This window comes from Corynebacterium haematomassiliense, from assembly GCF_013978595.1.
Classification (GTDB): domain Bacteria; phylum Actinomycetota; class Actinomycetes; order Mycobacteriales; family Mycobacteriaceae; genus Corynebacterium; species Corynebacterium lehmanniae.
Genome location: NZ_JACDTZ010000001.1, coordinates 985,455 through 1,006,943 on the forward strand (window position 1 = coordinate 985,455; position 21,489 = coordinate 1,006,943).

Sequence of the window (21,489 nt, forward strand, 5' to 3'; positions counted from 1 at the left end):
GTGTGCCCTAGACGTTAGTGCCCTCGATGGCCTCGGCGATAAACGCCTTGACGGCCTCAGCGTCGTTGGGCAGGTCGGTCACGTGGCGCTCCGCGTCCATGATGCCGGCGAAGCGCTCCGGCACCTCCGGCGCCTTGCCGATCGCCTCGGCGATCGTGTCGGCGAACTTCACCGGCAGCGCAGTTTCCAGCACCACGATCGGGGTGTCCACTTCGTCCGCAAGCTGCTTGGCGACGAACACGCCGTCGGCGGTGTGCGGGTCCACCAGCACGCCGAACTCGTCGTGCACGCGCTTGATGGTGGCCACCCGGTCGGCGTGGGTGGAAGTGCCGGAGGCGAAGCCGAACTCGCCGCGGATGCGCTCCATCGCCTCTTCCCCGCCCAGATCGGTGGCAGCGAAGCCGCCGTCTTTCACCCTGTTGGCGAACAGCTCGCGGGTGAGGTCGGAGTCGCGCAACGTGGCGTCGAAAAGCATCCGCTCAAAGTTGGACGCCTTCGAAATGTCCATCGACGGCGAGGACGTCGCGTAGGTCTCCGCGGCGGAGCGGGGGCGGTACTCGCCGCGCGCGAAGAAGTCGTGGAGCACGTCGTTTTCGTTGGTGGCCACGATGAGGCGGTCGATGGGCAGGCCCATCTGCTTCGCGATGTGGCCCGCGCACACGTTGCCGAAGTTGCCGGTGGGCACGCAGAACGAGACGCGCTCGTCGTTGGTCTCGGTGACCTTCAGGTAGGTCGCGATGTAGTACACCACCTGCGCGAGCAGGCGCGCGAAGTTGATGGAGTTCACCGCGCCTATGGAGTACTTCGACTTAAACCCCGCGTCCGCGCTGACGGCCTTGACCACGTCTTGGCAGTCGTCGAACACGCCGTCCAGGGCGATGTTGAAGATGTTCGGGTCGTCCAGCCCAAACATCTGCGCCTGCTGGAACGGCGTCATGCGCCCGGCCGGGGTGAGCATGAACACGCGGATGCCGTCGCGCCCGCGCATCGCGTACTCGGCCGACGAGCCAGTGTCGCCCGAGGTCGCGCCCAGGATGTTGATCTCCTCACCGCGGCGGGCCAGCTCGTACTCGAACAGCTCGCCGAGCAGCTGCATCGCCATGTCCTTGAACGCGGCGGTCGGACCCTCGGACAGGTGGCCGATGTGCAGCGTGTCGTTCAGGCGGGTCACCGGCACGATCTCCTCGTCGGCGAAGACGGGGGTGCGGTACGCTCGGCGCGCGATGGTCTCGAGGTCCGCCTCGGGGATGTCGTCGACGTAAAGCTTCAGCACTTCGGCGGCGAGAGCAGCGTAGCCGTCGTGAAGCAAAAGCTCGCGCCACTCGCTCAGAAGGTCCGGGGTGATGGACGGGTACACCGCCGGCATGAACAGGCCGCCGTCGGGGCTTAAGCCTGTGAGCAGGATGTCTGTGAAGGAGCGCGGCTGCGCCGATGCGTCGCGAGTTGAGATGTAGTCCACCCCGCGCAGTCTACGTCATGGGTGCCTCTGCCCGGCCTGATCCGGGGATATACTTACAGCCGCGGAGGGCAACTAGTGCTTGTAGACGGACGATCGGTGGCCGATATCGATCAGCATAATCAGGACTTTGTCGTCCACGATGTCTGCGATGATTCGGTAGTCCCCCACCCGCCAGCGCCACAACCCCCGTTTGGTGCCCACCAGAGCTTTGCCACTTCCCCGTGGGTCGGAAGCGGCTCGAAGTCGGTGGAGAAAACTTTGAATCCGTTTCTGCTCGCCTCGGTCGAGTTTGCGAAACGATTTCGCTGCACGTGGCGAAAACTCAATCCGCCAATCCGAGCTCATTCTCTAGCTCCTCGAGGGAGATGGTTGGAAGCTCGCCACGCCGAATCGCATCGGCTTCCGCTTCAAGCACGTCGACGTACTCCAGCTCCGCGAGGTGCGCACTCAGCGCTTCGCGCACGTAATAAGAGGCTGGGCGGCCCGTGCGCCGGGCAAGCGCGTCCAATCGCCTCTTCTGGTCTTCGTCTACGCGAAGACTGATTACTGATCCGCTCATGTGAATATTTTTACACTCGATTGACCAGCAGCGGAAGCCCCTACCGGCGGGGCGGTTCCTGTCGGCCGGTCAAAATATCCACCACCGAGCGAATCGCGGCGTCGCCGAGCGGCGGCACGGTGCGCTCCTTCTCGGGCGCCTGCTCGCGCGCGGGCGTGCGGGTAGTCGGCTCGACGGTGATGCTCAGCGTCTCGCCGTCGAGCTCCAGCCCGGTCTTGGGGTCGACGCCGGCCACGCGCGCGGCGTCCACCAGCGCAACCAGGTCTGCGAAGGTGGCGTTGTTCAGGTCGATGGTCATGTTCACTGCCATGACCCCGAGCATATTGCCTAATCGAACTCGTGCGACGGCACCTCTCCCCAGAACACCTCCTCGACCACCTTGTGGGCGTGGCGGGTGATGCGCAGGTAGTCCTCTAAGAACTCCTGCTGGTCGTCGGGGTCGTAGCCGGCCGAGCCCGCGACCTGCGCGAGCTGCGGGCCCGGCGCGGGAAGTTGGTCGGTGCGCTTGCCGGTCACGAGCACGATGGCGTTGCGGGCGCGGGTGGCGGTGAGCCACGCGGTGCGCAGTATCTCGGCGTGCGAGCCACGGATGACGGACGGGTCGTCGAGCTCGACGAGGAAGTCCAGCGCGTCGAGGGTGGACGGGGTGCGCAGCTCCTCGTGGGTGTGGGCGTGCTGCATGGTCAATAGCTGCACGGTCCACTCGACGTCCGCGAGCGCGCCGCGGCCGAGCTTGGTGTGGGTGGCGCGGTCGGCGCCGCGGGGCAGGCGCTCGTTGTCCACGCGGGCTTTGATGCGGCGGATCTCGCGGATGTCGGAAGGCTTGGCGCCGCCGGCTGGGTAGCGGAAGGCGTCGATGGCCTCCAAAAACGCGTCGCCCACGCCGCGGTCCCCGGCGACGACGGCCGCGCGCAGCAGCGCCTGGCGCTCCCAGACCTCGCCCCACTCGCGGTAGTAGCGCTCGTAGCTGGCGATGGTGCGCACCACCGCGCCGGAGCGGCCCTCGGGGCGCAGGCCCAGATCCACCTCGAGGGGCGGGTCGCCGGAGGGCTTGGACAGGCGGGCGCGCATCTGGTCGACGATTTTCGCCGCCCACGCGATCGCGTCGCTTCCTCCGTCGGACCCCTCGCTCGGCTCGGCGGCGATCATCACGTCGGCGTCGGAGCCGTAGCCGAGTTCGGCGCCGCCGAGGCGGCCCATGCCGATGACGGCGATGCGGGCGGGAGGCTCGTCGTAAGGCGAGGATGCGAGATCGGCGTACACCTCGGCGCGAAGTGCGGCCTCAAGCACGGCCTCCCACACGTAGGTCAGCTCGAGGCAGACCTGGCGCGGCTCCATGAAGCCGAGCAGGTCGGCGGACGCGATGCGGGCGAGCTCCGCGCGGCGCAGGGAGCGCGCCACGGCGACGGCCTTGTCCGGGTCGGCCTGGTGGCGCTTGGCGGAGGCGAGGATGGCTTTGTGGACCTGGTCGGGGGCGGCGTCGAGCAGCCGGGGGCCGTTGGAGCCGTCGCCGAGGAGTTTGACCACGTCGGGCGCGGAAATGATGAGGTCGGAGGCGTACGGCGAGGTGCCCAGGATATGCATGAGGCGTTGCGACGCCACGCCCTCGTCGCGCAGCATGCGGAGAAACCAGCTGCGGTCCACGGCGGCGTCCGAAAGCTTGCGGTAGTTCAACAGCCCCTGGCCGGGGTCGGCGGTGTCCGCGAGCCAGTGCATCAGCGACGGCAGCAGGATCGCCTGCAGCTTGGCCTTGCGCGAGGTGCCCTTGACCAGCGCGGAGAGGTGGTCGAAGGCGCGCGCCGGGTGGCGGTAGCCGAGCGCGGCGAGCTGGGCTTTCACCGCGTCGGCGGAGAGGGTGGCCTCGCCGACGGACATGTCGGCCACCGCGCCGAGCAGCGGGCGGTAGAACAGCCGCTCGTGCAGGTCGGAGACGTCGCGGCGCACGCGTTTGAGCTCGCGGTACATCGCGTCCGGGGCGGTGCCGCGGTGGTTGGCGGTGAACCCGGCGGCGCGGGCGAGCCAGCGGTTGCGCTTTTCGTCGTCCGGCTCGGGCAGCTGGTGGGTGCGTTTGAAGCGCTGCAGCTGCAGCCGGTGTTCCAACAGGCGCAAAAACTCGTAGGCCTCGGTGAGCACGCGCGCGTCGTCGCGGCCGACGTATCCGGCCTTAGCCAGGGCAGTGAGTGCCTCCAAGGTGTTGCGGGCGCGCAGGGTGTCGTCGATGCGCCCGTGCACGAGTTGCAGAAGCTGCACGGCGAACTCGACGTCGCGAAGCCCGCCGGGCCCGAGTTTCAGCTCGCGGCGTCGCACCTCGGCCGGGACGTTTTCCAACACGCGCCGGCGCATTGCCTGGACGTCCTCGACGAAGGAGTCGCGCTGGGAGGCCTCCCACACCAGCGGCGCGATCGCCTCGGAGTACGCCCGCCCCAACTCCATGGTCCCGGTCTGCGGCCGCGCCTTCAGAAGCGCCTGGAACTCCCAGGTCTCGGCCCATTTCCGGTAGTACGCCTGGTGCGATTCCAGCGTGCGCACCAGCGCGCCGGAGGCGCCTTCCGGCCGCAGGTTCGCGTCCACGTCGAAAAAGCACGCGGAGCCGATGCGCATCATCTCCGCGGCCACGCGCGTGATCTTCGGCGAGGCGGGCTCGGCCACGAACACCACGTCGACGTCGGAGATGTAGTTCAACTCGCCGGCGCCGCACTTGCCCATGGCGATCACGGCTAGCTGCGCGTCCGGTTCCTCGTCGCCGTAGACGTCGCGCACCGCCACCGCGAGCGCGGCCGTCAGCGCCGCGTCCGCGAGCCAGGTGAGCCGCTCGGTGGTGTAGCTGTAGCTCATGGATTCGCCCTCGCCGTAGCCCTTGACCGCGGCGAACGTGCCGGCGAGGTCGGCGGCGGCGATGCGCATCACCAGGTCGCGGTGGGTGGCGCGGAGCTTTTGCTTAGCGACGTGAACTTCGCCTTCCCCCGCCTTATACAACCCCGGACCGTCAGCGTCGACCCCCACGGCGGAAAGCATGGTGCGGTACAGCTCAGCCTCGTCCGGTAAGTCCTCGAGCAGCAGACGCCACTGCTGCGGGTGCGCAATCAGGTGGTCCGACAGCGCGGTGGATCCGCCCAGCAGCGCGAACAACCGGGTGCGGAAGACGGGAAAGTCGCGCAGCGCCTCGAGCAGCTGCGCCCAGCCGCTTCCAAGCGCGTCAAAGAGCCGGTGGGCGTTGTTGAGCGCCAGGTCCGGGTCGCTTGCGCCGGCGAGGGTGTAGAGCGAAGCTTCGTCGATAAGCGAAAGCTCCTCGATGTCCTCTGCTGCGCGCGGGCTGGTCAGTCCGAGCTTAGCGGGTGAAATCACAGGTCAATCCCCGTATCGATCTCCCAGGGTGTGATCTGGGCGGTGTAGTCGTGCCACTCGTCCCACTTGGCGCGCAGGAAGAACTCGAAGACCTGCTCGCCGAGGACCTCGGCCATAAACTCGGAGCGCTCCATCTGGCGCAGCGCCTGGTCCAGCGAGTTGGGCAGGTCCCGGTAGCCCATGGCGCGGCGCTCGCGGCGGGTTAGGGCGAACACGTCGTCGCGGGCGGGCTCATCCAGCTCGTAGCCCTCTTCGATGCCCTTCAGGCCTGCGGCGAGCACTGCAGCGAACGCCAGGTAGGGGTTGCACGCCGAGTCCAGCGAGCGCACCTCCGCCCGGCGCGAATCCGCCTTGTGCAGGCGGTAGGTGGGCACGCGCACCATGGCGGAGCGGTTGGAAATACCCCAGGTGGCGGCGGTGGGCGCCTCGGAGCCGAACTGCAGGCGCTTATACGAGTTGACCCACTGGTTGGTCACCGCGGAGATCTCGCCCGCGTGCTCGATGATACCGGCGATGAACTGGCGGCCGGTTTTGGACAGGCTGATCTCGTCGTCCGGGTCGTGGAAGGCGTTGGTGTCGCCCTCGAACAGGGAGAAGTGGGTGTGCATTGCCGAGCCCTCGAGGTCCTTGAACGGCTTGGGCATGAACGTGGCGTGCACGCCGTTCATCTCCGCGACGGTCTTCACGATGTAGCGGAAGGTGACAATGTTGTCGGCCATGGTCAGCGCGTCGGTGTGGCGCAGGTCGATCTCCTGCTGGCCCGGCGAGCCCTCGTGGTGGGAAAACTCGGTGACAATACCCATGTACTCCAAGGCGGAGACGGCCATGCGGCGCAACTTCGGCGCCTCGTTGCGTTTGGCCTGGTCGAAGTAGCCGCCCTTGTCCGCCGGGGTGGGCGGCTGGTCGCCCTGGCCGGGTTTGACCACGTAGAACTCGATCTCCGGGCTGGCCACGAACTCGAAGCCCATGTCGCGGGCGTTGGTGATCTGGCGGCGCAGCACCTGGCGCGGGTCGGCGAAAAGCGGGTCGCCGTCGGGCATGGTGATGTCGCAGAACATGCGCGCGGTTTGCAGGCCCGCCTCTTCGTCGAACGGCAACGGCTGGTACGTCGACGGGTCGGGGCGCAACAGGGTGTCGGACTCGGAGACGCGGGAAAACCCCTCGATGGAGGAGCCGTCGAAGCCCACGCCCTCCTCGAAGGCGCTTTCCAGCTCCGCCGGCGACATCATCACGGTTTTCAGCGAGCCGAAGATGTCGGTGAACCAGAGGCGGATGAAGGCGATGTCCTGCTGCTCCACCATTCGCAGCACGTTGTCGGTTTGGGCGCTCATGCTGCTCAACTGTAGCGGGCCTTTGGACGTCGATAGGCAGGCTAAGCTTGGTAGCAACAAACCATTGAAGGAGGACAACGATCATGGCTGCACAAGCACCCGAGCAGTTCCTCGAGGTGGAAATCAAACTCGCGGTGGACGAGGGCACCGGCATGCCGGACCTGACGCAACTGCCCGGCGTGGAGGAGATTGCGAGCATGCGCGAGCACAACCTCTCCGCCGTGTACTACGACACGAAGGATCTGCGCCTGACGCGATCCAAGATCACGCTACGCCGCCGCACCGGCGGGGCGGATGACGGCTGGCACCTGAAGTTGCCGAAGGAGGGCGGCCGCAACGAGGTGCGGATGCCTCTCGACGACCCTTCGGCCGTGCCCGAGGAACTTTTGGCCCAGGTGCGCTCGATTGTGCGCACCGAGGAGCTGGCGCCGGTGGCGCAGGTGGACAACCGCCGGGTTGAGATTTTGCTTTCCGGCGCCGAAGGCGCTGTCGCGGAGTTCTGCGACGACCACGTCACCGCCTGGTCGCTGCTTCCCGGCGGCGAGCGCACCAATTGGCGCGAGTGGGAGCTCGAGCTGGCCGAGGCGCTCGCCGGCACCGAGGCGGGCGAGACGCTGATTAACCAGGGCACGAGCTTTTTGATCTCGGCGGGCGCGCGCAAGTCGTCCTCGCCGTCGAAGCTGGCCACCGCGTTGGGCGATTCGGTGAAGACCGCTCCCCTGCCGCCGCACATGCAGGCAGAGCTTGAGGCGGACTCCCCAGCCGCCGCCGTGGTGGATTCCCTGCGCAAGCAGCGCGACGCCATCGTTTCGTGGGAGCCGCGCGTGCGCGCCGACGAGTACGACTCGGTGCACCAGCTGCGCGTGGCAACCCGCGAGATGCGCTCCCTGCTGGAGACGTTCGAGGGTGTTTTGGAGGGCGAGCAGCTCGGCGCGCTTGAAGACGAGCTCAAGCACGCCGCCGGCGTTTTGGGCGTGGCCCGCGACGCCGAGGTGGTGGAAGAGCGCTTCTTAGAGCTGTTGGATTCGGACGAGTCCGGGCTGGTGGACGACGCCGCCCGCGCGCACATCGCCGGCGATATGCGCCGCGACTACAACGAGGCCCACGCCGAGATCGTGGCCATGCTCGACTCGCAGCGCTTCATGGATCTGCTGGACGCGATCGATGGGTTGTTGGCCGAGCCGCCCGTCGCAAAGCAAGAGGTGTCTGAGGACACCCCGGCGGAGTCGAAGGAGGTCCTCTACGACCACCTGAAACGCGGCTACAAGAAGCTGAAGAAGCGCCACGACAAGGTCGACGAGCACTACCACGACACCGACCTGCCGCTGCACGAGCGCGAAGACTACGTCCACGACGTGCGCAAGGCCGCGAAGAAGCTGCGGTACTCCGCCAACGCCGCGGCCGACGCCGGGTTGAAGGCGGGGCGGCTGGCGAAGGCGTGCAAGGCGCTTCAATCCAAGCTGGGCGATTTCCAGGACGCCGTGACCTCGCGCGACCGCATCCAGCGGCTTGCCGAGGAGGCCCGCGAGCGCGGCGAGGACACCTTCGCCTACGGCATGCTCTACCAGCGCGAACTCGACCGCGGGGAGCAGGCTTTAAGCGGTTACGACGAGGCCGTGCGCGAGGTGCGCAAGGCGTTTAAGAAGATCAAGCCGTAGTTCCTCGGCGGGCTACTTCTCCCAGGACGGGGCCTCGCCCCAGTTGTCGTCCGCCTCGTCCTGGTTGTCGGCGCTCTTGTTGCGCTGCGCGGCAATCTGCAGCGCGGACTCGGCCTCCTCGCGGGTGGCGTAGGGGCCCATGCGGTTGTCCCAGGCGGCTTCCTTGCCCTGGGTGACCTCGCCGGTGGACGGGTTGTAGTAGAACTGCTCGTCTGCCATTTTCGTTCCTTTCGTGGTTTGTTTACCCGTCCGACTGTACCGGGGCGGTTGGTAGTGTGGTGGCGGTTAAAAGGAGCGTGACATGGCATTGTTTGAAACCCCCTCCAAGTCCCCTGTGGAGCGCGTTAGCGCAGCGTCTGGGCGTGTCGCATCCGCGCCGGGCACGTGGGTGCTCATCGGTGAAAACGTCGACCACTTCGGCGGCGTGACCCTGGCCGGCACCGCGTCGCTGCGCGCGGCCGCGTCGGTACACCCGCGTTCGGACGGCGTGATCTCTATTGCAGCCAACGGCCCGCTCGGCCAGGAGTTTAAGGCACAATTGCCTTACGACGACCAACCCGCCGACGGCCTCGCCCGCCGCTGGTGGGGGCTGGTGCACACGCTGGTGCAGCGCCAGGTGCTCTCCCGCGACACCGCTGGCGTGGACATCACCGTGGAATCCGACGTGCCGGTCGGCGCAGGTTTGGGCGCGCTGTACGCCGCCGACGCCGCGATCGCGCTGGCGCTGGCCGGCGAGCACGACGACGTGGACACCGCCCCGTTCCGTGCCCGGCTCGCGGAGATCTGTTCGCACGCCGTGGCCACCTACTCGTCGCTGCCGGTGCTGCGCGCCCGGCACTCGGTGGCGCTGCGCGGGGCCGAGGGCGTGTCGGTGGTGGATTACGCCGACGGCTCGTTGACCCAGGCGCCGCACCCCTCGCGCCACGGCGTGCGCGTGTTTTCCGTGTCCCAGGAGCTGGGCGTGCCGTTTACGCAGTCCCGCGAGGCGATCGCTGAGCGCCGCGCGTTCATCGACGCCGCCTGCTCCAACTTCGGCGTCTCCTCGCTGCGCCAGCTTCCCGACGCCCCCGGCCGCGCCGTCCAATGGGTCGAGGCCCGCCGCGCCGCGGGTGACTCGGACGCACCGGAGCCGGAGGCCGCGCGGCGCTGGGTGACGTTCTGCGAATCGGAGACGCTGCGCTCGCTTGCCGCGGCGAAGGCCCTACGTTCGCGCCGCGCCAACGAGCTGTTTACGCTGCTCAACTCGCCTTCTGAGGCCCACGACCTGGCTTCCCCCGATGCCCTGGTCGCCCTAGCCCGCAAGCGCGGCGCCGTCGCCGCCCGTCCTGCAGCCATCGGCACCTCCGACGCGGTGATCGCGTTCGAGCCGGTGCAGGAGGCCGACGCGTTCGCGGCGACGATGGCGCGCGAGTTCGAGGTGGTGGAGGTCGCCGCCGGCGAACCCGCCCGCCTCGAGGGGTAGGCGCGGGCCCCTAATCCGCGGGCCAGGCGAACCCGACCTCGCGCGCCGCCGGGTCCGCCCGCACGAGGGAGAACTTCGTCTCCTCGCCTTCCTCGGGCGCGCCCGCAGACGGCGCGAGCACCGGCGGGTCCACGATGAACACGCGCGCCGCGTCCTCCCCGCTCTTCAGCGTCACGCCGTCGAAGTTGTGGCCCACCCACGGCTCGAGCACCGTCGCCTCCGTTAGGTGCAGGCACGCCTTCTCCACGGTGTTGGCGAGCTGGGAGGACCGTCCCATCGTCTTGATGACCCGCGGGGCGTCGCGCTCGACCCACTCCGGCACGTCCTCACCGGCGCAGATGGCGAGGCAGACTTCGGTGGCGTAGCGGTCGATCAGCCGCCGCAGGGGCGCGGTGACGTGCGAGTAGAACCCGCCGATGCCGGCGTGCACCTCCGCCTGCTTCTCGGACAGGTCCACGTAGCCGGACCCGCGCAGCAGTTTCTGCGCCTCCCGCATCACCGCCATCCCGCGCGGGGTGTCGGCGTCCACGCCGGCCAAAAACTCGCCGATGTCGCCGGCGACCTCGTAGCCCAAGTTGCGTGCTTCTCGACGGAACTCCGCCTCGCCGCCCTCATCCGCCGGACCCAACGTGCGCAGGAAGCCCACCCCGGCGTCGACCATCATCCGTCCCGCCACCATGCCGGTGAGCAGCGAGATCTCCGAGTTGTAGTCCATGACCGGGTGGCGCGGCTCGATGACCAGCTCGAAGGTGTCGCCGTCGCCGACCACGCGCACCGACGGCAGGCGCAGGTTGATCGCGTGCCTGCGCAGCGAAGACTGCTGCCGCAACTGCCCGACCTCCTCCAACAGCGCAATCGACGGGTGCACCGTCCCTGCCTGCATGTCTTCGTGCACGCCCTCATAATCCAGCCGTGCCACGGAGCGCACCAGCGCGCGCTCGACGTGCGCGGAGTCGACCTCGCCACGCCCGTCCAGCTCGAAGGTCCAGAGCACGGCGGGCCGGTCCACGTCGGGAAGCAGTGAGGCAGAGCCCTCCGACAGCTCCTCCGGGTGCAGACGCGCGGGCTCGTCGGGCAGGTAGATGGTCTGGCCGCGCTCCAGCGACTCCGCCGCCACCGCAGAATCGGGATCCACGAACGCCGCCACATCCGCGATGGCGTAGCGCACCACGTAGCCGCCGCCGTCGCGCGCCTCGATGTGCACTGCCTGGTCCAGGTCTTTCGACCCGACGGGATCGATGGTGACCAGGGGCACGGAGCGGGCGTCGATACGCAACTGCGAAAAGCGGTCCCGAAGCTGCGAGGCTTCGGTGTGCAGCTCAGGCGCGAACGTTGTGCGCACGTCGAATTCGCGCGCGATCGAGCGGAAGTTCAGGGGCGCGGCGTAGAGCTTCATAAGCAGCCATCGTGCCACGAAAAGGGCGAATGAGTCGGCCTATGAGCCGGATTCTGTTCCCCTTGCGGGGCGGCGACCATCCATCTGGACCACCCATCGCTGGGCGCCTCAAGCAGCTACCTTCGGACTGGGCGGGCAGCCTACATCCGACGACCTCCGCCTTGCGACGGGGGCTCTTGCCTTGCTCCCGGTGGGGTTTACCTGGCCACCTACGTCACCGCAGATGCCGGTGCGCTCTTACCGCACCCTTTCACCCTGACCTCGTTGCCGAGGCGGTCTACTTTCTGTTGCACTTTCCCGCGGATCGCTCCGGGTTGCTGTTAGCAACCACCGTGCCCTGTGGAGTCCGGACTTTCCTCGACCCGCGCCTGTTCCATGGTTGGAGTGGTTCGCGGTGCCGCGGCCGCCCGGCCGGCTCATTCGCGAGGTACAGCATACGCTTTCCGCCGGTTGGAACGGAACTGCCGGGCATCGGTCGAGGATGCTTACCCCAGGATGCTTATCCCTCGAGAGCGTTGCCGAGTAATTCTCGCGGTTACTCGAGAAGTAAGCGTTTAGGAGTAAGCATCCTCCCCCGGTAAGCATCCTGGGGTAAGCATCTAGCTACCCGCGGTGGTGCGCGACGTCGTTGACGCAGCGCACCACGCCGAAGTCGCCGTAGTAGTCCACGACGCTGATGCTGGCCAGGTCGAGGAAAAGGTGCTTGAACAGCTCCGGCCCGGCGCCGAGGGCCTGGCGGACGAACGACTTCACCGGCGTCATGTGCGTGACCACCAGCACGTTCTGGCCCTCGTAGCGTTCCTGCAGCTTCGACCGCGTGCGCGTGACCCGGCGGTGCAACGCGGTCAGGGACTCGCCGCCCGGGGGCGCGTTGTTCGGCGAGGACTGCCACTCGTCGAACGCCGCCGAGTCCCGCGCCACGGCCTCGTCGCGGGTGAGCCCCTCGAAGTCGCCGAAGTCGATCTCGCGCAGCCCCTCCTCCACAACCACGTCGAGCCCCAACACGCCCGCGGCGATGCGGGCCGTGCCCTGCGCGCGGGCTTGCGGGGAGGCGACGACGGCGTCGATGCGCCCGAATCCCCGCAGCGCGTTGGCGGCCCGGCGCGCCTGGTCGCGGCCGGTGTCGGTCAGTTCGGGGTCTGCGGCGCCGGAAAAGCGCTGCTCAGCGGAGTGCTGGGTTTGCCCGTGCCGCAGCAGGATGAACCGGGTGCGCGGCGCGTCGGCGCCCGCCCAGTGCGCGGGGCTTGCGGTCTGGTGCGTTTGCTTCTCGACGTCCTCCGGTTCCCCCCGCTTCTCCCCCACCCACACGCCAGTGCCTTTGACGATGCCGGGTGCGTCGCCGCGGGCAGCGGCATCCATGGCCACGTTGGAAAGCTCGTCGGCCTTTTTGTTTTTCGCGCGGGGGACCCAGGTGTAGGTGACCTTCTCAAACGTCGACGCGAGGTCGCGCGCCTCCCGGGCCAGCTTCTGCATGTCCGGGTGCTTGATTTTCCAGCGGCCGGTCATCTGCTCGACCACCAGCTTGGAGTCCATGAACACGTCCACCCGCGTCGCCCCGACTTCACGGCAGGCCTCCAGGCCGCGCACCAGGCCGTAGTATTCGGCCACGTTGTTGGTGGATTTCTTGCCCACCACGTAGGCGATCTCGCCGAGGGTCTCCCCGTCAGCGTCGTAGACCACGGAGCCGGAACCGGCAACACCCGGGTTGCCGCGGGAGCCACCGTCGCAGTACATCTTGACGTGCATTTACGCCTCGTCGGTAACCGGGTTGACCCGCACCAGCAGCGTGCCGCAGTTCGGGCAGGTCGGCAGCGCGTCCTCCGGCTCGGCCAGCACCTCGGCGCGCTCGGCCGGAGGCAGCTGGATGAAGCAGCCGCCGCAGGCGCGGCCGTTGAACTTGGCGGCGCCAATCTCGTCGTAGGCCGTCAATACCTCGGCGGGCAACTGCGCACGCAGGGCTTCGACGTCAACGACCTCCTCGGACGGCAGGGCATCCACGGCGCGCTGGGCGGCCTCGACCTTGCGGTTGGCCTCGTCAACGCGGGCAGCGTGGACGTCGCGGTTGTTGCGCAGCGCCGCGATCTCGTTGTGCGCCTCCTTCAGCTCGGACAAAAGGTCCGCAATGCGGGACTTCGCGGCGTAGCGGTCGTGCTCGAGGTCCTTGCGGCGCTCCGGGTCGGTCTCGGCGGACAGCTGGCGCTTGTCGTCCAGCTCGCGCTTCTTCAGCTTCCGCTCGTCTTCCTGGATGCGCAGGATCTCCAGCTCCATGTCGTCGACTGCGAGTTGGGCTGCGGCGGAGGCGTCGGTCAGGCGCTTGCGCTCGTCGATAAGCTTTTGCAGCTCCTGCTCCTCGGGGCGCACGCGCGGCTGGGAAGACGCGGCGTCTGCCTGCGCGAGCTGCAGGAGGACGGGCTGCAGGTCTTTGGAAAGGTGCATCGTTTCTCCTTACTCGGGGTGCGCGGAGATGGTCCACGGGTCCGTGCGGATGTGCAGGATCTCGGTGTCCACGCTCAACGGAGCCACGATACTCTCCGCCTGCTCGGTCCAGGGAAACTCGCTGGCCCAGTGGGCGGTGTCGATCACGGCCGGCCCGCCTGCGCGCAGGTGCTCGTCCACGGGGTGGTGGCGCAGGTCGGAGGTGACGTAGACGTCCACGCCGAGCTTCGCCACATCTGCGAGGAAGCTGTCGCCGGAGCCAGAGGAGACCGCGACTTTCTGCACGATTTGGTCCGGGTCGCCGGCGGCGCGCACGCCCCACGCGGTCTCGGGCAGCGCGTTGGCGACCTGCTGGGTGAACTCGCGCAGCGTCATCGGTTCGGGCAGTTCTCCGATGCGCCCCAGGCCGGTCGCTTTATCGAGGTCGCTGGTGTCGGCCATCTGCACCACGTCGAACGCGGGTTCTTCGTAGGGGTGCGCTTCGCGCAGCTTCTCGACGATCCTCCGGCGGTCCCCCGCCCTGGCCACAAACTCGATCCGGATCTCGTCGCCCGTGTAGTGCGTGCCCACGGCCCCGTCGGTGGGGTTCGCGCCCTCGACGGGGGTGAACTCGCCGGTGCCTTCGACGGAGAAGGCGCACTCGCGGTAGTCGCCGATCGCGCCGGCGCCGACGCTGAAAAGCGCGCGCTTCAGGTCCGCGGCGGCGGCTGGCGGGACGTGCACGCCCCAGCGGTCGGTGGCGTCTAGGAGCACCGGCTTGATCGGGCGGCCGGGTGTGATGCCGACGAGCTCCGCCAGCTTGTCCGACACACCCGGGCGGGCCGAATCGGCGTTGGTGTGCGCGGCGAACAGCGCGCAGCCGCCGGCCAGCAGAGTGTGGATGACCTTGCCCTTCGGGGTGTTCGCCGCCACGGAGTGCACGCCGCGCAACAGCAGCGGGTGGTGCACGACCAGCAGCTGCGCACCTGCGGCGACGGCACGCTCGGCCACCTCCTGGGTGCAGTCGAGGGCGAAGGCAACCTTGGTCACCTTCGCATCCGGGTCGCCGCAGATCAGCCCCACCTGGTCCCAGCTCTCGGCAAGCGCGGGCGGGTAGGCCGCCTCGAGCGCGTCAACAACTGTCTGCACTGTTACGTCTGTCATGGCAGCCAGCCTACAAATTTGGAACAGTAGGCAGGTGTGAACGCCACTTTGCTTTTCGACGTCGACGGCACGCTGATCGACTCCTTCCCCGGCATCAGGCACGGCTTTCTCGTCGGGCTGGAGGCCGTTGGGTGGGACACGCCCAGCGAGGAATTCATCCGCCGCATCCCCGGCCCGCCCATGCCGGAGACGATGCGCTCGCTGGGCATGACTGCCGCGCAGGTCGAGCAGGCCATGGTCGCCTACTCGGACTACATGACCGGCGAGGGCTGGCAGCGCTTCGAGGTCTACCCCGGCATGGACGACCTGGTGCGGCGGTTGGCGGGTGAGGGCTACCGCGTGTGCACGGCGACGTCGAAAAGCGAACGCTTCGCCCGCGCCGCCCTTGAGCGCGCCGGGCTGCTGGAGCACATCGACTTCCTTGGCGCGGCGTCGAACGACGGGGTGCGCGCGAAGAAGGTCGACGTGATCCGGCACGTGCTGGAGGAGGCTACGCCCGAGCGCCCGCTGATGGTCGGCGACCGGTTGCACGACTTCGAGGGCGCGAAAACGTTCGGCATCCCGAGCGTGGCCATGACCTGGGGTTACGGTGCGGAAAATGAGTGGGAGTTGGCGGACTACGTGGCGCGCGACGCCGACGAGCTGGAAAGGATCATCCGTGAGTTCTAAATTGCACATCGACTTCGTCTGCACCGGCAACATCTGCCGCTCCCCAATGGCGGAGGTGATTGTGCGGGAGAAATTGGCGCAGGAGGGGCTTGCGGACGCGGTCACGGTGACGTCGTCAGGCATCGGCGGCTGGCACGTCGGGCAGAAAGCCGACGAGCGGGCGCGCGCCGAGCTGGCCGCCCACGGCTACGACGGCGAGGCGCACCGCGCGCAACAGTTCGGGTTTGAGCAGGAGCAAGCGGACCTGATTGTCGCGCTGGACACGAACCACGTCTCCGAGCTGGTCGCACGCGGCGTGGACGAGGACAAGGTGCGCCTCATCCGTTCGTTCGACCCCGCTGCTGAGGAAGGCGCCGGCGTGGCCGACCCCTACTACGGCGGGCCCCAGGGCTTCACCGTCGTGCGCGAGCAGATCGAGTCCGCAGCTGACGGCATTATTGCTTGGGTGCGCGAGCGACTAGACTGACCCGGCGTGAGCGCCAAGAATCAGACGTCGAAGCCGTGGTGGCGGCAGATGCTTACCCCCGGCTGGGTCATCGCGGCGCTACTCATCGGGGTGTTCTCCTACTACGCGTTTACGTTCCTGGCGCCGTGGCAGCTGGGCAAAAACGAAGCGCTGGTCGAGCGCAACGAGCACATCTCCGCCGCCTTCGAGCACGACCCGGAGCCGTTGTCCTCCCGCGTGGGTGCCGACGGCTCCCTGGGGGCGGACGCCGAGTGGTCCCGCGTGGTCGCCACCGGCCACTACACAGGTTCGGACGTGCTGCTGCGCCTGCGGCCCGTCGACGGCACACCCGCTTTCCAGGTCCTCACCCCGTTTGTGCTGGACGACGGTCGCGCGATCGTCGTCCACCGCGGCTGGGTGAAAGCCGAAAACTCCACCCAGGTGCCCGCCGTGGAGCCTGCGCCTTCCGGCGAGGTCACCCTCACCGGCCTGCTGCGCGCCGACGAAGGCGAGCACCCCAACCCGCCCATGCACGAGCAGGGTTACGACATGGTCTACTCTATCAGCCCCGCCCAGATCGGCTCGCTGACCGGCACCGATGTGGTCTCGCCGTCCCTGCAGCTGCTCGGCGGCGAGCCGGGCGTGCTCGACCCGATCCCGCTGCCGCAGCTCGAAACGGGCAACCACCTGTCCTACGGGCTGCAGTGGATCCTGTTCGGCTTCGCCGCCCCCGCCGGCCTGATCTACTTCCTCTACGCCGACTCCCGCGAGCGGCGCCGCTTCGAGGCCGAGCAGGAGCAATTGCTTCTCGACGACACCCCCGCCGCCGGCAGCCCCGACCCGGATCCTTCTCCCGCTGTGCCCACTGTTTCCACTGCCCGGTCCCGCCAGCGTTACGGCTCCTCCCGCGCCAACCCGTGGGCCAAGGCCTACGATAAGGAAGAAGAACGCTAGCTTTCCTTGATCGTTGAAGGGGACGGATGTCTACCGCCGTGAATTCGACCGCCGACCAGCTCCACTCCGCCCTGTTCACCCTCGAATCCGCGGGTGTCGACCTCGCGGATGACATCGAGGTGGACGACATCGACGACGCCGTGGCCGACCAGCCAGTCTTGTTCCCCACCCGCCCGTTCGCGGTGTTGGCGCAGGTGGCGGGACTGTCAGACACCGACGAAGCTCTGTTCGCTCTCGCCCGCCCCGGCTCCCTGGAAACCCGCGCCGCCCGCGCCTGCGCCGCCGCCGGCGCCGAGCTCTGGAGCCTCGCCGTCGTCCCCGACGCCAAAGGCTCCACGACCGGCTCCGCCCGGGTGCAGTTCTCCGAGTGGGACGTCGCCGACGTGCCCTTCGACGGCCCCTCCCCCTGCTTCGAGCTAGCCATCCTCGCCGCCATCGAGTCCCGCGCGCTATAGCCCCGCACTGCCCGCGCTCCTCTGCTGGCGCCCCTGCCCAGGGTCTGTGGGCACCGAAACCCCGCCCCAGGCTAGATGCTTACTCCTAAACGCTTACTTCTCGACGAACCTCCGGCCGCGCCCGCCACTACACTCGAGAAGTAAGCATCCTCGGGTAAGCATCTAGGCCGGGTAAGCATCCTCGGGTAAGCATCTAGGCCCGGTAAGCATCCTGGGGTAAGCACCTAGGCCCAGATGAGCTGAGTTACCCAGCCAGCAGCAGTTTTCGCTTCCCGTAAAGGCTCTGCTACTCTGCTTGCTACGCGCGCCGTTAGCTCAGCTGGAAGAGCAACTGGTTTACACCCAGTAGGTCGGCGGTTCGAGCCCGTCATGGCGCACCAAATCAATGGTCCCGATCCGGCATTCCGGAACGGGACCATTCGCATTGCTGCCTAGCCCCGCGACGTGGCCAGCGCTGGCCAGAATCCGCCGACAGCTACCGGTTGCGGGGTGTGAGGCAGGAGCCCTGCCAGGCGCCGAAGCGGTCCGCCTTCGTCTGGATGAAGCCGGCGAGCTGGGCAGACTCGGCGATCTCGCTAGGCGGGACAACTCCGGTAGAGGCGGAGCCGGCGCCGGGGGTCATCAGCCAGATGCGGCCGCCGGGGCCGAGGCCGCGGGAGACGTCGACGAGATCGTCGACGAGGTCGCCGTCGCCGTCGCGGAACCAGAGGAGGATGGTGTCGCAGGGTTCGTCGGCGTCTTCGTCGAGAAGCTCGGCCCCGATGGCATCCTCGATGGCCTCCGAGATGGCGGAATCCGCGTCCTCGTCCCAGCCGATCTCCTGCACAACATCACCCGGTTTTACCCCCAGGCGGGATGCGTAGGTGTCCACTCCTGTGGCACTCAAATCTCCATGTCCTCCAAGTATCAAAATGGTGTGGTTTGGGCGATAGCTTAACGTCGAGAAGCAAAGAATGCTTGGAAACTCGTGATTAGTCTCACCAAAGGCCACCCGCTGTAAGAAAGCGCGCGCGTAAGCACGTATCCTTGGGGACGTATTGCCCGACTGAAGCCAGGAGGTTGAAGTGGCCCAGAAAGAGACCAAGATGGAAGACGCTCGCGTGAAGAACGCGTCCGAAGTTGACACCAACATTCTCTCGCTGCGCGAAGGCGTAGCGTCCTACCTGCACGACGCAGACCCGGAGGAAACCCAGGAATGGATGGACTCCCTCGACGGTCTGCTGGAGGAATCCGATCCGGAGCGCGCCCGCTACCTCATGCTGCGCCTGATCGAGCGCGCCAACGCCAAGCGCGTGCCGCTGCCGGCGCTGTCCTCGACCGACCTGGTCAACACCATCCCCACCAAGCTCGAGCCGGAATTCCCGGGCGACGAGCAGATTGAGAAGCGCTACCGCCGCTGGATGCGCTGGAACGCCGCAGTGATGGTGCACCGCGCGCAGCGCCCCGGCATCAAGGTCGGCGGACACATATCCACCTACGCCTCCGCAGCGGCGCTGTACGAGGTCGGCTTCAACCACTTCTTCAAGGGCAAGGACGCACCGCAGGGCGGCGACCAGGTCTTCTTCCAGGGCCACGCCTCCCCCGGCATGTACGCCCGCGCCTTCATGGAAGGCCGCCTGAGCGAAGACGACATGGACGGCTTCCGCCAGGAGCACTCCCGCAAGCAGGGCGGCCTGCCGTCCTACCCGCACCCGCACGGCATGCCGAACTTCTGGGAGTTCCCCACCGTGTCTATGGGCCTGGGCCCGATGAACGCGATCTACCAGGCACGCTTTAACAAGTACCTGCAGGACCGCGGCATCAAGGACACCGACCAGCAGCACGTCTGGGCATTCCTCGGCGACGGCGAGATGGACGAGCCGGAATCCCGCGGCCTGATCCAGATGGCCTCCCTGTACGGCCTGGACAACCTCACCTTCGTGATCAACTGCAACCTGCAGCGTCTCGACGGCCCGGTGCGCGGCAACGGCCAAATCGTCCAGGAGCTGGAGAGCTTCTTCGTCGGCGCAGGCTGGAACGTGATCAAGGTCGTGTGGGGCCGCGAGTGGGACGAGCTTTTGGAAAAGGATGAGGACGGCGCACTCGTCCACATCATGAACACCACCAAGGACGGCGACTACCAGACCTTCAAGGCCAACGACGGCGCCTACGTCCGCGAGCACTTCTTCGGCCGCGACGAGCGCACCAAGAAGCTCGTCGAGAACATGACCGACGAGGAGCTGTGGAACCTGCGCCGCGGCGGCCACGACTACCGCAAGGTCTACGCCGCCTACAAGCGCGCGCTGGAGACCAAGGGCAAGCCGACCGTCATCCTCGCCCACACCGTCAAGGGCTACGGCCTCGGCCACAACTTCGAGGGCCGCAACGCCACCCACCAGATGAAGAAGCTGACGCTGGAAGACCTCAAGCTCTTCCGCGACAAGCAGCAGATCCCCATCTCCGACGAAGAGCTGGAGAAGGACCCGTACCTGCCGCCGTACTACCACCCGGGCGAGGACGCCGAGGAAATCAAATACCTCAAGGCCCGCCGCGAGGAGCTCGGCGGCTACCTGCCGGAGCGCCGCGAGAAGTACACCCCGCTGGAACTGCCCGAGTTTGAAAAGACCTTCAAGGCGCTGTTCAAGGACTCCGGCAAGCAGGAAGTCGCCTCCACCATGGCGCTCGTGCGCACCTTCAAGGCGCTCATGCGCGACAAGGAGCTGGGCAAGCGCGTCGTCCCGATCATCCCGGACGAGGCCCGCACCTTCGGCCTGGACTCCTGGTTCCCCACCCTGGGCATCTACAACCCGAACGGCCAGAACTACGTGCCGGTGGACCACGACCTGCAGCTGTCCTACAAGGAAGCCACCGACGGCCAGATCCTGCACGAGGGCATCAACGAGGACGGCTCGTCGGCCTCCTTCATCGCCGCGGCGACGTCGTATGCCACCCACGGCGAGCCGATGATCCCGATGTACATCTTCTACTCGATGTTCGGCTTCCAGCGCACCGGCGACAACTTCTGGGCCGCCGGCGACCAGATGGGCCGCGGCTTCATCATCGGCGCCACCGCCGGCCGCACCACCCTGTTCGGTGAGGGCCTGCAGCACATGGACGGCCACTCCCCGATCCTGGCGTCCACCAACCCGGCCATTGTCTCGTACGACCCTGCGTTCGCCTACGAGATGCCGTACATCATCTCCAAGGGCATCGAGCGCATGTACGGCCAGGGCGCCGGCAAGGACGAGAACGTGATGTACTACATCACCGTCTACAACCAGCCGCACCACCAGCCGGCACGCCCGGAGAACCTGGACGTGGAGGGCCTGCACAAGGGCATCTACCTCTACGACGAGGGCAAGGACCTGGACAACAAGGTCTCCCTGCTGGCCTCCGGCGTGGGCATGCAGCAGGCGCTGCGCGCCCAGGAGATCCTGCAGGAGCAGTACAACGTCGGCGCCGCGATCTACTCCGTGACCTCCTGGACCGAGCTCGCCCGCGAGGGCCAGGCCAAAGCCGCCGAGCAGCTGCTCAACCCGGGCGAAGAGGTCGAGGAGGCGTTTGCCACCAAGCAGCTGAAGCAGACCTCCGGCCCGTACATCGCGACCTCGGACTTCGCTTCCGACCTGCAGGAGCAGATCCGCGCCTACGTCCCGGGCCAGTACATCGTGCTCGGCGCCGACGGCTTCGGCTTCGCCGACACCCGCGAGGGCGCCCGTCGCTTCTTCAACATCGACGCCGAGTCCATGGCCGTCGCCGCCCTGCTCGGCCTGGCCAACGAGGGCAAGATCGACCGTTCCGTGGCCGCCCAGGCAGCCAAGGACCTGAAGATCGACGACCCGACCGCCACCGCCGCCAAGACCGACGGCGAGGACAAGGGCGACGAGAACGCCGCTGAGTAGCTTGAGTTAGGGCCTTCTGCCTAGCGACGGAGGGGCGTTCCCGGTAGCGGAACGCCCCTTTTCGTGTGCCTTTTTGGGGTGGTTTTGGGCGGGGCTTGGGTGGTTCCTGACAGATTACGGCGGCCCTTTGTGCCGACCTGGGCCGATGGGGCCAGACTGACAGATTCCGCCGCGATGTGTCTGGGCCGCGCGTCCTCGTCTACCGGCACGCCTGGATTTGTTCACTACGTGATGAATCAACCCACCCCATTCAAACACCCAACCTGGGCAAAGTGAACAAACCACCGCTCAAATGA

General features: G+C 67.4%; 19 protein-coding genes, 1 tRNA gene and 1 other RNA gene. 8 read left to right on the forward strand and 13 right to left on the reverse strand.

Going from position 1 to position 21,489, the window contains the following annotated elements:
* Positions 1-7: 7 nt before the first annotated feature.
* From thrC to H0193_RS04740, 6 genes are all read right to left on the reverse strand, one after another.
* Entirely contained in the window at positions 8-1,459 is a 1,452-nt protein-coding gene (thrC, locus tag H0193_RS04715) for a threonine synthase (RefSeq protein WP_181888787.1), read from the reverse strand.
* Positions 1,460-1,531: 72 nt separating this feature from the next.
* Complete coding sequence (locus tag H0193_RS04720) at positions 1,532-1,804, reverse strand: type II toxin-antitoxin system RelE family toxin (RefSeq protein ID WP_070473586.1); 273 nt, start codon at positions 1,802-1,804, stop codon at positions 1,532-1,534.
* On the reverse strand, positions 1,782-2,018 hold the full coding sequence (gene relB, locus H0193_RS04725; RefSeq protein ID WP_070473584.1) for a type II toxin-antitoxin system RelB family antitoxin: 237 nt from the start codon (positions 2,016-2,018) through the stop codon (positions 1,782-1,784). The genes H0193_RS04720 and relB overlap by 23 nt, the downstream gene beginning before the upstream one ends.
* A gap of 40 nt (positions 2,019-2,058) precedes the next feature.
* Positions 2,059-2,328, reverse strand: a complete 270-nt coding sequence (locus tag H0193_RS04730) for a hypothetical protein (protein ID WP_070473614.1) — start codon at positions 2,326-2,328, stop codon at positions 2,059-2,061.
* Positions 2,329-2,345: 17 nt separating this feature from the next.
* Complete coding sequence (locus tag H0193_RS04735) at positions 2,346-5,363, reverse strand: bifunctional [glutamine synthetase] adenylyltransferase/[glutamine synthetase]-adenylyl-L-tyrosine phosphorylase (protein WP_181888788.1); 3,018 nt, start codon at positions 5,361-5,363, stop codon at positions 2,346-2,348.
* Positions 5,360-6,694: a glutamine synthetase family protein gene (locus H0193_RS04740; RefSeq protein WP_181888789.1), complete on the reverse strand. Its 1,335-nt coding sequence runs from the start codon at positions 6,692-6,694 to the stop codon at positions 5,360-5,362. Before H0193_RS04740 ends, H0193_RS04735 begins: the two co-directional genes overlap by 4 nt.
* Before the next feature lie 83 nt (positions 6,695-6,777).
* Between H0193_RS04740 and H0193_RS04745 the strand changes: the two genes are divergently transcribed.
* On the forward strand, positions 6,778-8,352 hold the full coding sequence (locus H0193_RS04745; protein WP_181888790.1) for a CYTH and CHAD domain-containing protein: 1,575 nt from the start codon (positions 6,778-6,780) through the stop codon (positions 8,350-8,352).
* Positions 8,353-8,364: 12 nt separating this feature from the next.
* On the opposite strand, the gene H0193_RS04750 is transcribed toward H0193_RS04745, so the two are convergent.
* The gene (locus tag H0193_RS04750) at positions 8,365-8,571 is read right to left on the reverse strand and encodes a hypothetical protein (protein WP_181888791.1); all 207 of its coding nucleotides are present in this window, start codon (positions 8,569-8,571) and stop codon (positions 8,365-8,367) included.
* An 82-nt stretch (positions 8,572-8,653) separates the two neighbouring features.
* Between H0193_RS04750 and H0193_RS04755 the strand changes: the two genes are divergently transcribed.
* Positions 8,654-9,814: a galactokinase family protein gene (locus tag H0193_RS04755; protein ID WP_181888792.1), complete on the forward strand. Its 1,161-nt coding sequence runs from the start codon at positions 8,654-8,656 to the stop codon at positions 9,812-9,814.
* A 10-nt stretch (positions 9,815-9,824) separates the two neighbouring features.
* Here the strand turns inward: H0193_RS04755 and H0193_RS04760 are convergent, their stop codons facing one another.
* From H0193_RS04760 to H0193_RS04780, 5 genes are all read right to left on the reverse strand, one after another.
* On the reverse strand, positions 9,825-11,210 hold the full coding sequence (locus H0193_RS04760) for an RNB domain-containing ribonuclease (RefSeq protein WP_181888793.1): 1,386 nt from the start codon (positions 11,208-11,210) through the stop codon (positions 9,825-9,827).
* A 26-nt stretch (positions 11,211-11,236) separates the two neighbouring features.
* An RNA gene (rnpB, locus tag H0193_RS04765) (RNase P RNA component class A) lies at positions 11,237-11,629 on the reverse strand.
* Between the two features lie 184 nt (positions 11,630-11,813).
* Positions 11,814-12,956: a bifunctional RNase H/acid phosphatase gene (locus H0193_RS04770; RefSeq protein ID WP_181888794.1), complete on the reverse strand. Its 1,143-nt coding sequence runs from the start codon at positions 12,954-12,956 to the stop codon at positions 11,814-11,816.
* The gene (locus tag H0193_RS04775) at positions 12,957-13,646 is read right to left on the reverse strand and encodes a zinc ribbon domain-containing protein (RefSeq protein WP_181888795.1); all 690 of its coding nucleotides are present in this window, start codon (positions 13,644-13,646) and stop codon (positions 12,957-12,959) included.
* 9 nt (positions 13,647-13,655) lie between these two features.
* Positions 13,656-14,789 (reverse strand): Nif3-like dinuclear metal center hexameric protein, encoded by a 1,134-nt coding sequence (locus tag H0193_RS04780; protein ID WP_181888796.1) that lies wholly within the window; start codon positions 14,787-14,789, stop codon positions 13,656-13,658.
* A 36-nt stretch (positions 14,790-14,825) separates the two neighbouring features.
* On the opposite strand from H0193_RS04780, the gene H0193_RS04785 reads away from it, so the two are divergent.
* The 5 genes from H0193_RS04785 (at position 14,826) to H0193_RS04805 (ending at position 17,692) form a co-directional block, all read left to right on the forward strand.
* The gene (locus H0193_RS04785) at positions 14,826-15,458 is read left to right on the forward strand and encodes an HAD-IA family hydrolase (protein WP_181888797.1); all 633 of its coding nucleotides are present in this window, start codon (positions 14,826-14,828) and stop codon (positions 15,456-15,458) included.
* Positions 15,448-15,924, forward strand: a complete 477-nt coding sequence (locus H0193_RS04790; RefSeq protein ID WP_181888798.1) for a low molecular weight phosphotyrosine protein phosphatase — start codon at positions 15,448-15,450, stop codon at positions 15,922-15,924. Before H0193_RS04785 ends, H0193_RS04790 begins: the two co-directional genes overlap by 11 nt.
* 6 nt (positions 15,925-15,930) lie before the next feature.
* Positions 15,931-16,857 (forward strand): SURF1 family cytochrome oxidase biogenesis protein, encoded by a 927-nt coding sequence (locus H0193_RS04795; protein ID WP_338026596.1) that lies wholly within the window; start codon positions 15,931-15,933, stop codon positions 16,855-16,857.
* Positions 16,858-16,883: 26 nt separating this feature from the next.
* Positions 16,884-17,312, forward strand: coding sequence for a hypothetical protein (locus H0193_RS04800; protein WP_181888799.1), 429 nt, complete (start codon positions 16,884-16,886; stop codon positions 17,310-17,312).
* A gap of 304 nt (positions 17,313-17,616) precedes the next feature.
* A tRNA-Val gene (locus H0193_RS04805) sits at positions 17,617-17,692 on the forward strand.
* A 95-nt stretch (positions 17,693-17,787) separates the two neighbouring features.
* On the opposite strand, the gene H0193_RS12310 is transcribed toward H0193_RS04805, so the two are convergent.
* Positions 17,788-18,198 (reverse strand): DUF3052 domain-containing protein, encoded by a 411-nt coding sequence (locus tag H0193_RS12310; protein WP_236883413.1) that lies wholly within the window; start codon positions 18,196-18,198, stop codon positions 17,788-17,790.
* Between the two features lie 199 nt (positions 18,199-18,397).
* On the opposite strand from H0193_RS12310, the gene aceE reads away from it, so the two are divergent.
* The gene (gene aceE / locus H0193_RS04815) at positions 18,398-21,193 is read left to right on the forward strand and encodes a pyruvate dehydrogenase (acetyl-transferring), homodimeric type (protein WP_181888801.1); all 2,796 of its coding nucleotides are present in this window, start codon (positions 18,398-18,400) and stop codon (positions 21,191-21,193) included.
* Positions 21,194-21,489 lie beyond the last annotated feature (296 nt).